This is a genomic window from Paralimibaculum aggregatum (genome assembly GCF_030270585.1).
GTDB classification, from domain to species: domain Bacteria; phylum Pseudomonadota; class Alphaproteobacteria; order Rhodobacterales; family Rhodobacteraceae; genus Thermohalobaculum; species Thermohalobaculum aggregatum.
Map to the genome: position 1 here is coordinate 63,254 of NZ_BSYI01000011.1, position 13,230 is coordinate 76,483.

13 protein-coding genes are annotated in these 13,230 nt (G+C 70.9%); 8 read left to right on the forward strand and 5 right to left on the reverse strand.

Annotated elements, in window-relative coordinates:
* Positions 1-124 precede the first annotated feature (124 nt).
* The 7 genes from QSJ97_RS08620 (at position 125) to QSJ97_RS08650 (ending at position 6,238) form a co-directional block, all read left to right on the forward strand.
* The gene (locus QSJ97_RS08620; RefSeq protein ID WP_285671316.1) at positions 125-967 is read left to right on the forward strand and encodes a class I SAM-dependent methyltransferase; all 843 of its coding nucleotides are present in this window, start codon (positions 125-127) and stop codon (positions 965-967) included.
* 185 nt (positions 968-1,152) lie between these two features.
* Positions 1,153-1,656, forward strand: a complete 504-nt coding sequence (locus QSJ97_RS08625; RefSeq protein ID WP_285671317.1) for a type III secretion system chaperone family protein — start codon at positions 1,153-1,155, stop codon at positions 1,654-1,656.
* A 64-nt stretch (positions 1,657-1,720) separates the two neighbouring features.
* Positions 1,721-2,545 carry a pyrroline-5-carboxylate reductase gene (gene proC, locus QSJ97_RS08630; RefSeq protein ID WP_285671318.1) on the forward strand — a complete coding sequence of 275 codons (825 nt, stop codon included), beginning with the start codon at positions 1,721-1,723 and terminating at the stop codon, positions 2,543-2,545.
* A 165-nt stretch (positions 2,546-2,710) separates the two neighbouring features.
* Positions 2,711-3,178 (forward strand): phasin family protein, encoded by a 468-nt coding sequence (locus QSJ97_RS08635; protein ID WP_285671319.1) that lies wholly within the window; start codon positions 2,711-2,713, stop codon positions 3,176-3,178.
* Positions 3,179-3,336: 158 nt separating this feature from the next.
* The gene (locus tag QSJ97_RS08640) at positions 3,337-3,690 is read left to right on the forward strand and encodes a tRNA-binding protein (protein WP_285671320.1); all 354 of its coding nucleotides are present in this window, start codon (positions 3,337-3,339) and stop codon (positions 3,688-3,690) included.
* 74 nt (positions 3,691-3,764) lie between these two features.
* Positions 3,765-5,084, forward strand: coding sequence for a DUF898 family protein (locus tag QSJ97_RS08645; protein ID WP_285671321.1), 1,320 nt, complete (start codon positions 3,765-3,767; stop codon positions 5,082-5,084).
* A gap of 5 nt (positions 5,085-5,089) precedes the next feature.
* Entirely contained in the window at positions 5,090-6,238 is a 1,149-nt protein-coding gene (locus QSJ97_RS08650; RefSeq protein ID WP_285671322.1) for a M48 family metallopeptidase, read from the forward strand.
* 4 nt (positions 6,239-6,242) lie between these two features.
* On the opposite strand, the gene QSJ97_RS08655 is transcribed toward QSJ97_RS08650, so the two are convergent.
* On the reverse strand, positions 6,243-7,127 hold the full coding sequence (locus QSJ97_RS08655; RefSeq protein WP_285671323.1) for an MBL fold metallo-hydrolase: 885 nt from the start codon (positions 7,125-7,127) through the stop codon (positions 6,243-6,245).
* 37 nt (positions 7,128-7,164) lie between these two features.
* Here QSJ97_RS08655 and QSJ97_RS08660 point away from each other — a divergent pair, with 37 nt between their 5' ends.
* Entirely contained in the window at positions 7,165-8,505 is a 1,341-nt protein-coding gene (locus tag QSJ97_RS08660; RefSeq protein ID WP_285671324.1) for an ATP-binding protein, read from the forward strand.
* A 16-nt stretch (positions 8,506-8,521) separates the two neighbouring features.
* Here the strand turns inward: QSJ97_RS08660 and QSJ97_RS08665 are convergent, their stop codons facing one another.
* The 4 genes from QSJ97_RS08665 to hslV all read right to left on the reverse strand — a co-directional run bounded on the left by QSJ97_RS08665 (position 8,522) and on the right by hslV (position 13,040).
* Positions 8,522-9,877: a M12 family metallo-peptidase gene (locus QSJ97_RS08665; protein WP_285671325.1), complete on the reverse strand. Its 1,356-nt coding sequence runs from the start codon at positions 9,875-9,877 to the stop codon at positions 8,522-8,524.
* A 123-nt stretch (positions 9,878-10,000) separates the two neighbouring features.
* Positions 10,001-11,305, reverse strand: coding sequence for an ATP-dependent protease ATPase subunit HslU (gene hslU, locus QSJ97_RS08670; RefSeq protein ID WP_285671326.1), 1,305 nt, complete (start codon positions 11,303-11,305; stop codon positions 10,001-10,003).
* A complete protein-coding gene (locus tag QSJ97_RS08675) occupies positions 11,302-12,459 on the reverse strand; it encodes a hypothetical protein (RefSeq protein ID WP_285671327.1) in 1,158 nt (385 codons plus the stop codon). The genes hslU and QSJ97_RS08675 overlap by 4 nt, the downstream gene beginning before the upstream one ends.
* On the reverse strand, positions 12,456-13,040 hold the full coding sequence (gene hslV / locus QSJ97_RS08680) for an ATP-dependent protease subunit HslV (protein ID WP_285671328.1): 585 nt from the start codon (positions 13,038-13,040) through the stop codon (positions 12,456-12,458). Before hslV ends, QSJ97_RS08675 begins: the two co-directional genes overlap by 4 nt.
* Between the last annotated feature and the right edge of the window lie 190 nt (positions 13,041-13,230).

Here is a 13,230-nt window from a genome sequence, read left to right on the forward strand (position 1 = left end):
GCGCGGACACTAGAGCGCGGCAGGGGAGCCGGCAACGTGCCAAAATGGCAGGGTGCGTGCTTCATCGGGCACAGGCGCCCTGCAGGGGCTTGCGCGCGGGCCCGCAGTGCCGCCAGAAGGGCGCATGATCCAGGGCGGGGAAATCCGGCGCCGGGCGCGGCGCATCTCGATGGGGCTGTCGACGCTGCTCGGCCGGCCGCGCGGCTTCTTCAGCCCGTTCCGCTATGCGGCCGGGATCGCGCCCACGGCCTATCCCGAACTCGAGGCGGTGTTCGCCGCCGCGGCGCCGGAGATCGAGGCGGTGCTGGAGGCGATCGCGGCGCATGGCGACCGGCTCGCCAGCCTTGCCGGGCCGGCGCCCGAGCCGCGCTGGAACCAGCAATGGTTTCCCGGACTGGACGGCGCGGCGGCCTATGCGCTGGTGCGGATGACCGGGCCCCGGCGCATCCTTGAGGTCGGCTCGGGGCATTCGACGCGCTTCCTCGCCCGCGCCGTGCGCGATGCCGGGGGCGCGCCGACCGGGATCGTCTGCATCGACCCGCAGCCGCGCGCGGCGCTCGGCGGGCTGCCGGTAACCTGGCACCGGCGGCTGCTCGGCGCCGAGGACATCCCCGCCTTCGCGGCGCTGGAGCCGGGCGACATCGCCTTCTTCGACAGCTCGCACCTGCTCTGGCCCGGCTCGGATGTGGACCTCATCGTCAACCGCATCCTGCCGGCGCTGCGCCCCGGGGTGCTGGTGCATCTGCACGACATCTTCCTGCCGGACCCGTATCCCGCCGAATGGGACTGGCGCGGCTATACCGAGCAGCTCGGCCTCGGCGGCTGGCTCGCGGGCGGCGGCATGCGGCTGCGCTTTGCCAGCCGCTACGCCTCGACCCGGCTCGGCGCGACGGCGCGCCCGGGGATCGCGGGACGCCCCTTTGCCGAGGCGCGCCTCGCCTCGAGCCTCTGGCTGGAGCGCCGCTGAGGATCCGCGCTTTCGTTCTCCTGGCGAATCTTTTGCGACGCAGGGCTGTTTCCTCTTGTGCCCTGCCCTGGCCCATGACACGATATTTTGGGGTCGGGGCAAGATATCCCACGATCCATGGCAACCCTCGGTGGTCCTTGGGTCCTCGCCGATCAGGACCGCCACGAGAAGTGGGACCTGAGGCAATGACCGTCATCGAGCACGACCACTCCCTACCCGACATCCATCCCATCGACATGGTGGAGACCCTCGCCGAGCAGTCGGCCTGGGAATTCGACCGGGTGGGTGAGAACCAGATCGCCATGGCGATCGAGGGTGCCTGGCGCACCTATTCCCTCACCCTCGCCTGGTCGAACTGCGACGACATGCTCCGGCTCGTCTGCACCCTCGAGCTGAAGCCGGGAGAGGATCGGGTTGCGGAATTCCACGCCCTGCTCAACCGGATCAACGACCGCATCTGGGGCGGCAGCTTCAGCCACTGGGACGAGGAGGGGCTGCTGGCCTTCCGCTACGGATTGTCGCTGGCCGGCGGTGCCGAGGCCACGCCGGAGCAGATCGAGGCGATCGTGCACAACGCTCTGGGCCTGTCGGAGCGGTTCTACCCGGCGTTCCAGATGGTCTGCTGGGGCGGGTCGACGGCAGAGGAAGCCTGCAAGATGGCCATCGACGCGGCCTACGGCACCGCCTGAGCCCTTTCGCCCGCCCCTCGGGCTTTGCTAGCCTCCTCGCCAAGCCGGCACAGAGGAGGCATGCATGGGCGGGAACGAGGCGGATATCTCTGCGGTGGGCCGGGTTCTCCTGCTCGGCTGCGGACGGATGGGCGGCGCCATGCTCGCCGGCTGGCTGGCCGGCGGGCTGCGGCCCGGGCAGGTGCAGGTGATCGAGCCGCATCCGTCGGACTGGCTGGGCGCCCGCGCGGCCGAGGGGCTCGCGCTCAATCCGGGCGCGCTCGAGCAGCCGGACGTGGCGGTGCTCGCGGTCAAGCCGCAGATGATGGCAGAGGCGGCGCCGGGGCTTGCGGCCTTCGGCGGGGGCGGCACGCTGATGCTCTCTGTCGCCGCCGGCACGCCCATCGCGCGCTTCGAGGCGATGTTCGGGCCGGGCACCCCGATCATCCGCGCCATGCCCAACACGCCCGCCGCCATCGGCCGGGGCATCTCGGCCTATACCGGCAATGCGGCGGCCACCGAGACGCATCACGCAACCGCCGACATCCTGCTCCGTGCCGTCGGCAAGGCGGTGCGGCTGGAGGGCGAGCACCAGATGGACGCGGTCACCGGCCTCTCCGGCTCCGGCCCGGCCTATGTCTTCCATCTGATCGAGGCGATGGCCGCGGCCGGCGAGGCGCAGGGCCTCGCCCCCGATCTCGCCATGACGCTGGCGCGGGAAACCGTCTGCGGCGCCGGCGCGCTGGCCGGGCAGGACCCGGCCCCCGCGGCGGTGCTGCGCGAGAACGTCACGAGCCCGGGCGGCACCACCGCGGCCGGGCTGGCCGTGCTGATGGAAGAACTGCCGGATCTGATGCGCCGCACCGTGGCCGCCGCGGCAGACCGGGGACGCGAACTGGCGAGAGATTGAGGGCGGGGGCGCCCGCCGCCCCTTTTCGGTATCGGATTCCGCCGGCTAGAATTTTTGTGCGCCGCACAAAATAATTCTTGACTCCATGCTGCACTGCACCGATATGGGTAATGCGAGTTGTCCAGACCGACATGCCCAGCAAATCCGAGCCCCAGGAGCGCAGCTATGACCAACAGCACCTTCCCCTTCGTCTTCGACGCCGAGAAGATGAAAGACCTCTTCAAGATGCCCGAGTTCGACAAGATGTTCGAGGCGCAGCCGATGCCCGGCATCGACATGCAGGCCATGGTCGACGCCCACAAGAAGAACGTCTCCGCCCTGGTCGAGGCCAACAAGGCCGTGATGGCCGGCTACCAGGAGCTCTACAAGCGCCAGGTCGCGCTGGTCGAGGAGAGCCTCGCCAAGGCCAAGGACCAGATGATGGAGCTGCAGGGTCAGCCCGTCTCGCCCGACCAGGCCGGCAAGACGATGGAGAGCCTCAAGGCCGCCATCGAGAAAGCCTCGACCGACATCAAGGAGCTCGCCGAGCTGGCGCAGCAGGCCAATGTCGAGGCCTTCAACATCATCAAGGCGCGCTTCGAAGAGGCCGTCGGCGAGTTCAAGCAGGCGGCCGAGAAGGTCTCCGCCACCTGATCTGATCTCAGGGGCGCGGGTCGCGCCGCGCGCATACAGGCAACGAGCGGTTCGGGCCGCCTGCATCGCAGGCGGCCCTTCGCATCTCTGCCGCCCCTTGCAATTGCCGGCGCCGCCGGAGACGAATGCGGCAACCGACAACACGCGGGGAGACCGGCATGAGCGACGACAGGCCCGAAACCATCGCCTTCGAGGAGTTTCTCAAGGTCGACATCCGCTGCGGCAGGGTGGTCGATGCCCAGCCGTTTCCCGAGGCGCGCAAGCCCGCCTACAGGCTCTGGATCGATTTCGGCCCGGAGATCGGCGTGAAGAAGAGCTCGGCCCAGATCACCGTGCACTACACGCCGGAGACGCTGCTCGGGCGGATGGTGATGGCAGTGGTCAACTTTCCGCCCCGCCAGATCGGCCCGCTGCGCTCCGAGGTGCTGACGCTCGGCTTCTCGGACCCGGACGGCGCCATCGTCCTGGCCGATCCCGGCCCCGGCGTGGAGCCCGGCCAGCGGCTCCACTGAGCGCCTGCGAAACGTGACTTGCCGCGCCCGATCCGGCATACAGGTCACAAGGCAACCGAGCAGTGGGGCGCGACATGACCGAGCAGGCGGGCGGTCCGCATTTCTGGGACCTGCACCAGTACAAGACAGACACCGTTGCCTCCCCCTCCTCCGGCCGCGAGCCGCAGAAGCTGCGGCTGACGCTCGACGCCGATGCCATGCTGCTGTTCTGGATCGCGCTCAGGTCGGTGGTGCTCTCGATCCTCACAATCGGGATCTACCGGTTCTGGATGATCACCCGGATGCGCCGCTTCTACTGGGGCGCCATCCGCATCGGCGGCGACCCGCTGGAGTATACCGGCCGCGGCATCGAGAAGCTGCTCGGCTTCCTGCTCGCGCTGGTGATCCTCGCGGTCTATCTGGGGCTGGTGAACCTCGGGCTGACCTTCGTCGGGCTCTCGATCGCCTCCGACGACCCGATCGCCACGCAGCTCGCGCTCAACCTCTCGGTGCTGGCCACGCTGCCGCTGATCTTCTACGCGCTCTATCGCAGCCAGCGCTACATCATGGCGCGGACGCGCTGGCGCGGCATCCGCTTCGGCCTCGGCCCCGGCGCCTGGGGCTATGTCGTCCGCGGCATGCTGCTGACGCTGCTGACCTTGCTCACCCTCGGCCTCGCCTATCCCTACCAGCAGTTCAAGCTCGCGAAATACGTAACCGACCGGGCCTATTTCGGCGATCTGCCCTTCGCGCAGGAGGGCAGCTGGAAGGAGCTCTTCGCGCAGTGGATGTGGATCTACATCATCGGCGGCATCGGCGCCGTGCTGGTCTGGGGGCTGATCGACAACCCCGAAGACACCACCGCCGCCTTCCTCGGCACGCTGGCGCTGGCCTTCGGCGCGACGATCATGGTCGTGGCCTATTTCCGCTACCAGATCTCGGCCTTCCGGATCCTCTGGAGCAACCGCACCCTCGGCCTCGCGCGCTTCGAGAACGATCTCGCCCCGGCCCGCGTGGTGGGGATCTATCTCGGCGGCGGGCTCCTCGTCTCGATCTGCACCGGCGTGGTCGGCGCCGCGATCGGCTTCGCGGTGTTCTACGGGCTGAACCAGGTGCTCGACCCGGCGGCGATGCAGGCCCTGATCGCGGCGGAGGGCGAGCTTACGACGGCGCAGTTGATGGAGGCCTGGCCGATCTTCGCGGCCTTCGTGCTGACCTATCTGCTGATCATTGGCTTCGCCTTCGCCTTCACCCAGATCTTCATCCACCTCCGGGTGCTGCGCGCCAAGGTGGAGGGCATGATGCTGGTCGATCCCGAGGCGCTGCTCGAAAGCCGCCAGCGCGAACATGATCCCTCGGCCGAGGCGGGCGGCTTCGCCGATGCGCTCGGCGTCGATATCGGGGCAGGCATCTGAGCGCGATGACGGCACTCGCGAAATACGCGCGCCTCGAGGCACCGGGGCGGTTCTTCGACGGCATCTCGAGCCGGCCCCTGGAGGTGATGGTCAGCTTCGGCGCGCGCAGCCTCGTCATCATGGGGTTCGACGGCGTCGCGGTGGCGCACTGGCCGCTGGCCACGCTGAAGGCGATGAGCGACCGCGGCGACCGCGCCGTGCAGCTTGCCCCCGACCTGCAGAGCGACGAGCGCCTGGTGATCGAGGAGCCGGAAATGATCCGCGCCATCGAGGCGGTCTGCCCGGGGCTGCGGCGCAAGCCGGCGGACCGGCGCGGGATCTCCCGCGCGGTTCTCTGGGGCGGCGGCGCGCTGGCTGCGGTGCTGCTGCTGGTCTTCGTGATCCTGCCGGGGCTGGCGAGCCAGCTCGCGGTGCTGATCCCGCCGGAGCGCGAGCGCCAGCTCGGCGACACGCTGGTGTTGCAGGTGCGCGACCTCCTCTCGCTCGGCGAGGGCGAGCACGACTTCTGCACCGAGCCCGCCGGGCTGGCGGCGCTCGCGGCGATGGTGGCACGGCTCGAGGCCGCCGCGCCGGCGCTGCCGGCGGATCTCGAGGTGATCGTGCTCGACCATCCGTTGACCAATGCCTTCGCCGCTCCCGGCGGGCGCATCGTGATCTTTCGCGGGCTGATCGACGATGCCGAGACGCCGGAGGAGGTGGCCGGCGTGCTGGCCCACGAGATCGGCCATGTGCTGTATCGCGACCCCACCGTGGGCGTGCTGCGCTCGGCCGGCACGGCCGGTGTCTTCGGGCTGCTGGTCGGCGATGTCTTCGGCGCGGCGATCGTGGTCGCGGGCAGCGAGGCGCTGCTCAACGCGCGCTACCAGCGCGAGGCCGAGGCCCGGGCCGATGCCACCGCGCTGGCGATCCTGCGCGAGGCCGGGCTGCCGGCGACGCCGCTCTCGGCCTTCTTCCGCCGGCTCTCGCAGCGCTATGGCAAGAGCAACGCGATGCTCGGCTACTTCGCCAGCCATCCGGCGCTGGGCGACCGCGCCGAGGCTGCGGAACAGGGCGACAGCCTCGATGGCAGCGCCTTCGACCCGGTGCTCGACGATGCCGGCTGGATCGCGCTCGGCCAGATCTGCAGCCGCACCGCCGAGACACCGCCCGAGTGACGCCTCAGGCGGGGGCGAAACGGCAGTCCGGCCCGATCTCGCCCAGCGCCCGCAGCTCGCCCGCCTCGGCCCGCCAGATCAGCGTCGCCAGCAGGTTGCGCATCGCCGCCGGATGCAGGCCGAGCGGCGTGTCGGCATAGATCCGCGGCGTGAGATCGGCAGCCGAGGCCGGCCCCTCGGCGAGCGCCGCGCGGATCGCCGCCGCCCGCGCCTCGCGATGGGCGATCTGCTCGGCGACGAGGCGTCGGGGATCGGTCACCGCCCCGCCATGGCCCGGCAGGTAGAGCCGGTCGTCCCGCGCCGCGAGCCGCTGGAGCGAGGCCATCAGCGCGGCCATGTCGCCCTCGGGCGGCGAGACCAGCGTGCTCGACCAGCCCATTGCCGTGTCGCCGGTGAAGAGCACGCCCTCCCCCTCCAGCGCGAAGCAGAGATGGTTGGAGATGTGGCCCGGCGTGTGCAGCGCCGAGAGCCGCGCCTCGCCGGTCGCCACCTCGTCGCCATCGGCCAGCAGACGGTCCGGCGCGAAGCCTTCATCGGCCCCCTCGCCGCCGCCGAGCCCGCCCCGCGCCGCGAGCCGGCGCATGGTCTCCGACATGCCTGCGCCATGCGGGCCGAAGGCGAGCACCGGGGCGCCCGTCGCCGCTGCCAGCGCCGGCGCGCCGGCGCTGTGGTCGCGGTGGCTGTGGGTGACGAGGATCGCCGCCAGTCGCCCCGTTCCCAGCGCCGCCAGCAGCGCCGCGCGATGCGCCGCATCCTCCGGCCCCGGATCGATCAGCAGCACCTCGCGGCGACCGACGAGATAGCTCTGCGTGCCTTCCGCGGTCATCGGCGAGGGATTGCCGCAGGTGATCCGCCGCACCCCCGGCGCGACCTCGACCGGCTCGCTCATCTTGTCGCCTCCCCCGCGCACCGCTAGCCTGCAGACCATGGCCGCATACAGCTCCACGCTCAAGCGCTACCTGCCGAAAAGCCTGTTCTGGCGGGCCTTTCTGATCCTCGTGATCCCCATCCTCGCGCTTCAGGTGGTGGTCGCCTTCGTGTTCGTCCGCCGCCACTACGACGCGGTGACGGAGCAGATGGCCGGCTCGGTGGCGCGCGAGATCGGCGCAGCCGTGCAGGAGGTCGAACGCGCCTCGGGCCCGCTCGAGGCCGAGCGCCGGCTGATCGCGCTGACCCTGGCGAGCGAGCTCGAGATGGGCTTCGAGCACGGCGTGACCGTGACGCCGGAGATCCACCGCGAGCCGTTCGACTTTACCGCCGCGGTGATCGCCAAGACGCTGCGGGACCGCATCGGCCGGCCCATGGCGCTCGATTTCGTGGCGGTGCGCAAGCAGGTCGACATCCGCATCGGCGTGCATCGCGGGGCGCTGCTGGTGGTGGTGCCGCGGGGCCGGGTGAACCCGTCGAACCCGCATCTGCTGCTGGTCTGGATGTTCACCACGGCACTCGGGCTCACGGTGGTGGCGGTGATCTTCCTGCGCAACCAGGTGCGCCCGATCCGCGAGCTCGCGCGCGCCGCGGCGGATTTCGGCCGCGGCCGGCCCGGCGCCTTCCGCCCGCGCGGCGCCGAGGAGGTGCGCCGCGCCGGCCATGCCTTCCTCGACATGCGCCGGCGCATCGAGCGCCAGATCGGCCACCGCACATTGCTGCTCTCCGGGGTCAGCCACGACCTGCGCACCCCCCTCACCCGGATGAAGCTGGCCCTCGCAGTGGCCGAGCCATGCCCGGAGATCGAGGAGATCGGCCGCGATGTCGCCGAGATGGAGCGGATGATCGAATCCTTTCTCGACTATGTCCGCGGCGAGGGCGAGGATCTGGCGGAGCCCGTCAGCCCGGTCGCGCTGGCCGACGAGATCGCCGGGGATTTCGCCCGGCAGGGCCGGGAGATCGAGCGAACCGACCGGATCGAGGCTGTCGGCAGCCCGCTGGTCCCGCTCAAGCGCTCGGCGATGAAGCGCTGCCTGACCAACCTGGTGGACAATGCCGCCACCCATGGCACGCGGGTGCGCCTCACGGTGCGCCTCACCCGCAAGAATCTCGATTTCATTGTGGAGGACAACGGCCCCGGCATTCCCGCGGAGCACCGCGAGGAGGTGATGCGCCCGTTCACGCGGCTCGACGCCGCGCGCAACCAGGATGCGGGTTCGGGCGTGGGCCTCGGCCTCGCCATCGCCGGCGACATTGCACGCGGCCACGGCGGCACCCTGCTGCTGGAGGACGGCACCGATCTCGGCGGGTTGCGCGCGGTGGTCTCGCTGCCGCGCTGAAGGCCTGCCGGGAGATCTACTCGAAGACGATTCCCTGCGCGCCCTTCGGCTGGCCCTCGCCGCCCTCGCCGACGCCGAAATTCGGCGTGTCGGTCAGCGAGACGCTGCCGGTGCCGGTGCCGGTGCGGGGAGCCCCGCTGCCGCCTGGCGCACCGCGGAAGCGCGAGGCGCGGTCCACCGTCTCGCGGTGCAGGCGCGCATTGTCCATGGTGCCGGCATCGCCGAAGCGCACGCCGTTGAGCGGCTCGGCGCGGGAGAACACCGGCAACCGGTCGTCGCAGTTGTCCGAGGCATAGGACATCACCGTGCGCCAGCCGCCCTCCTCGCCGTTGCGGCTGTTGCAGTAGCCGTGGCCGTAGGGATAGCGCGCGTTGCGCCCCTGCGCGATGTCGTGGAAGGCGCCGAGATTGTGCCCGATCTCGTGGGCGAAGCTGTAATAGCCCGTGGCGCAGTGCTGCGCGACCACCGAGAAGGCCCGGTCCTCGGCGGCGTCGATATAGCCGTAGCCGCAGGCGTTCTTGTTCTGCGAGACGATCAGCACCGCGAGATCGGCGCCGTGCCGGTCGCGCAGGGCATGCACCTCGTCCATGGTCCCGTCGTCCGGCTCGCGAAAGCGCCGCAGGTCGAGCGCCATGTCCTCCGGGCCGTTGTAGTCGGTGCGGTAGCTGTGCACGAGGCGGATCTCCGCCGGGATACCGGAGGCGTCGTAGATGTCGTTGGTCTCCTTCACCGCGAGCGCGATCAGGGCGTCGATATCCGCGACCTCGGTGGCGGCGTCGGGGGTGTAGGCGACGATGACGTCGAGCCGGGTCTTGCCGGCCTCCGTGGTCTCCGGCGGGGCGCCGTCATCCGGCGCGGCCCGGTCCCGCGTGACCGCTTCGGGCACCGGAGCGCCGGCCGGCGGATGGTCGGCGAGCCCGGCGGTCTCGAAGCGGTAGACGGCGGTGGTGCCGTCGCCCATCGGCGCCATCTTGTAGAGCCCCCGGGGCGTGCGCAGCGTGCCGGTGGCGCCGCTGTCGCCGAGCACCGCGGTCAGCCGGCTGCCATCAGCGGCGCTCTCGGCCACCAGCACGCGGCCGGCGGTGGAGGCGGGCCCGAGATCCAGCGCGGTGAAATTGATCGCCCCGGCGCCGGCGGGAAGCGCGATGCTGAACCCGGCGGCGCCATCGGCCGCGGCCGGTGCGATGCGGCCGAGCGCGATGTCGGAGACCGCCGGATTCGCCTTCAGCGCCGCCAGCGCGGCGGAGGCGGCATCGCCCGCCGCCTCGGCCTGCGCGCCATCGGCGAAATACTCGATCAGGCTCGGGCTCTGGGCGGCCGCGCTGCCGGCAAGAAAGCTGGCCACCGCGGCGGCCGTGAGAACTCTGCGCATGGGGACCTCCGGATCGCGACGCCTGGGAGCTGACACCGGGTCAGCTTCACCCACGGCCCCGATTCCCTCAAGGCCGGTTCACCGGGGCGATGCACGGATCAGGACAGGAATGGCCGACCCGGCTCAGAGCACGTAGCGGCTGACATCCACCGATTTCGCGAGATCGCCGAGGGAGCGCTCGACCATGGCGGCATCCACCGTCACCTTGTCGCCGGAGCGGTCGGGCGCGGTGTAGGAGAGCTCCTCGAAGACCTTCTCCATCACCGTGTAGAGCCGCCGCGCGCCGATGTTCTCGACCTGGGCGTTGACCTCCGCGGCGATCCGGGCGAGCGCCGCCACCCCGTCCTCGGAGAAGCCGACCTCCACCCCCTCGGTCTGCATCAGCGCGACATACTGCCGGGTCAGCGCATTGTCCGGCTCGGTCAGGATCGCGCGGAAATCGGCCTCGGTGAGCGCGCCCAGCTCGACCCGGATCGGCAGCCGGCCCTGCAGCTCGGGCAGCAGGTCGGAGGGCTTGGCGATGTGGAAGGCGCCGGAGGCGATGAAGAGCACGTGGTCGGTTTTCACCGCGCCGTGCTTGGTGGCCACCGTGGTGCCCTCGATCAGCGGCAGCAGGTCGCGCTGCACGCCCTCGCGGGAGACATCGGCGCCGCGGGCGTCGGAGCGGGCGCAGACCTTGTCGATCTCGTCGATGAAGACGATGCCGTTCTGCTCCACCGCCTCGATGGCGGCGCGGGTGATCTCCTCCTGGTCGATCATCTTGTCGGCCTCTTCGGCGATCAGCACGTCATAGCTCTCGGCCACGGTCATCTTCCGCTTGCGGGTGCGCCCGGAAAACGCCTTGCCGAAGATGTCGCCGAGCTGCGCCATGCCGGCCTGGCCCTGCATCCCCGGCAGGTCGAGGATCGGCAGCGCCGGGCCGCTCTCGGCCACCTCGACCTCGATCACGGTGTCGTCGAGCTCGCCCGCCATCAGCTTGCGGCGGAAGCTGTTGCGCGTGGTCTCGCCCGCCTTGTCGCCGACGAGGGCGGTGATCACCCGCTCCTCCGCCGCGCCGCGGGCCTTGGCCTCGAGCTCGCTGCGGCGGCGCGCGCGGGTCATCACGATGGCCTGCTCGACGAGGTCGCGGACGATCTGCTCCACGTCGCGGCCGACATAGCCGACCTCGGTGAACTTGGTCGCCTCGACCTTGAGGAAGGGCGCCTGTGCCAGCTTGGCGAGGCGGCGGGAGATCTCGGTCTTGCCGACGCCGGTGGGGCCGATCATCAGGATGTTCTTCGGCGAGACCTCCTCGCGCAGTTCGGGCGCGAGCTGCTGGCGGCGCCAGCGGTTGCGCAGGGCGACTGCGACGGCGCGCTTGGCGGCGGCCTGGCCGACGATGAAACGGTCGAGCTCGGAGACGATCTCGCGCGGGGTGAGGTTGGTCATGTGCGGTCCGTGGCGGTGGTGTCCTGCGCAGCACTTAGGAGCTGCGTGCCCCGACGGCTAGACCGTGCGGCACGGCGCGCCTCCCGGCGGGCCTCGCGCTCGGCGTCCCAGCGCGCCAGGCTCTCGGCGGTGGCGTAGGGCCAGTAGCGCCAGAACACGCCCCGATGCGCCAGCGGCGGCTTGCGCCCGCCGGGGCCGAGCGTCCAGTCACGCGCGCGGGAGACCCGGTGCAGCGGCAACCAGATCAGCAGATCAGCGACGAGGATCGCGGTCAGCACCCAGGTCCAGTCCCAGATGTCGAGCGAAAGCCCGAGCAGACCCGCCACGCCGAGGATCATTGGCTTGGTCATGGCGAAATGCGTGGCGAAGAGCACCGCGATGCGGTTCAGCCGCAGCGCCCAGGCCCAGGCCAGCCCCCAGGCGAGCGCCAGCAGCGCCAGATCGAGCGGCGCCGGCGCCATCGCCAGCACCCGGCCGGCCACCAGCGCCACCACGCCGCCGCCCACCAGATGCAGCGGCCGCGCCGCGGCGAGCCCGAAATTGTCCCCCGCCAGATCGAGCCTGCGCGCATAGACCGCGCCGGCCAGCGCCGCCAGCCCGAAGCCCGCCGCCATCAGCGGCTCCGACATCAGCGCCGCGACGATGCCGCGCGGCGAGAAGCCCTCGAGCTCGCGCATCCGCACCGGGTCGGCGCCATAGAGGCTGAGGAAGAGCCCGACCAGCAGGAAGGTGATGATCGGCGAGACCAGCCCCGGCAGGCGGAAGCGCAGCAGGAAGGGGATCATGCCGAGCCCCGCCACCCCGGCGACGATGGCCAGCCGTTCGAGATGCGGGCCGGTGCGCAGCTCGGGCGTCGAGAGCGCGAATGCGAAGCCGAGCGACAGCGGCCCGACGATGCCGAGCGCACTGCCAGGCCAGATCAGATGGCGGCGCCGGGCGAGGATCTCCGCGCCCCACCAGCACAGCGCGGTCAGTCCGATCAGGCTGAGCGTGGGCCAGGCGACATCGTCGGCCCGGTCGCGGCCCATCAGCGCGAGCAGCCCGCCCATCAGGAAGATCCAGAGGAAGACGAGGCCGAGCGCGAAGGCGGCCTCGAAACCGGCACGTTTGAGCGGGCGCCCCGAGGGATCGATCTCGAAGGCCCGCGCGCTCATGCCTCGCGGATCTCCGGGCCGCCGATCACCTCGACGGTGGCATGGCCGTTGGTGTAGACGCAGATCCCCGCGGCGATCGAGAGCGCCTCGCGCGCGATCGCCTCGGCGTCCCAGTCGGTATGGCGCAGCGCCCGCGCCGCCGCCAGCGCATAGGAGCCACCGGAGCCGATGGCGGTGACGCCGTCCTCGGGCTCGAGCACGTCGCCCGCCCCGGTCACCACGAGGAGCGCGGTGCCGTCGGTGACGATCAGCATCGCCTCGAGCTTCTGGAGATACTTGTCGGTCCGCCAGTCCTTGGCGAGCTCGACCGCGGCGCGCAGCAGCTGCCCGGGCGCCGCCTCGAGCTTGGCCTCGAGCCGCTCGAGAAGGGTGAAGGCATCGGCCGTGGCGCCGGCGAAGCCCGCCACCACCTCGCCGCCGGGCTTGCCGATGCGGCGCACCTTGCGCGCATTGCCCTTCACGATGGTCTTGTCGAGGCTCACCTGCCCGTCGCCCGCGATGGCCACCTTGCCGCCGCGGCGCACGCCGACGATGGTCGTTCCGTGCCAGCCGGGGAACGCGCCGCTCTCGGATACCGTCATCTCCACCTCCGCATGGGGAATATACCCCCAAGCACTTAAAAGACCATCGCCCGCGCGCCACCCCCTGCGGCGCCGCGGCCCGCGCCATTCGCGCTTGCCGCTGGAAATCCGCGCCGGCATCGCGCATGCTCCCGACCGATTGGCGTTTGACATCGGGGGAGGGCACCTTGGCCTGCTTCTGCCAAATTCC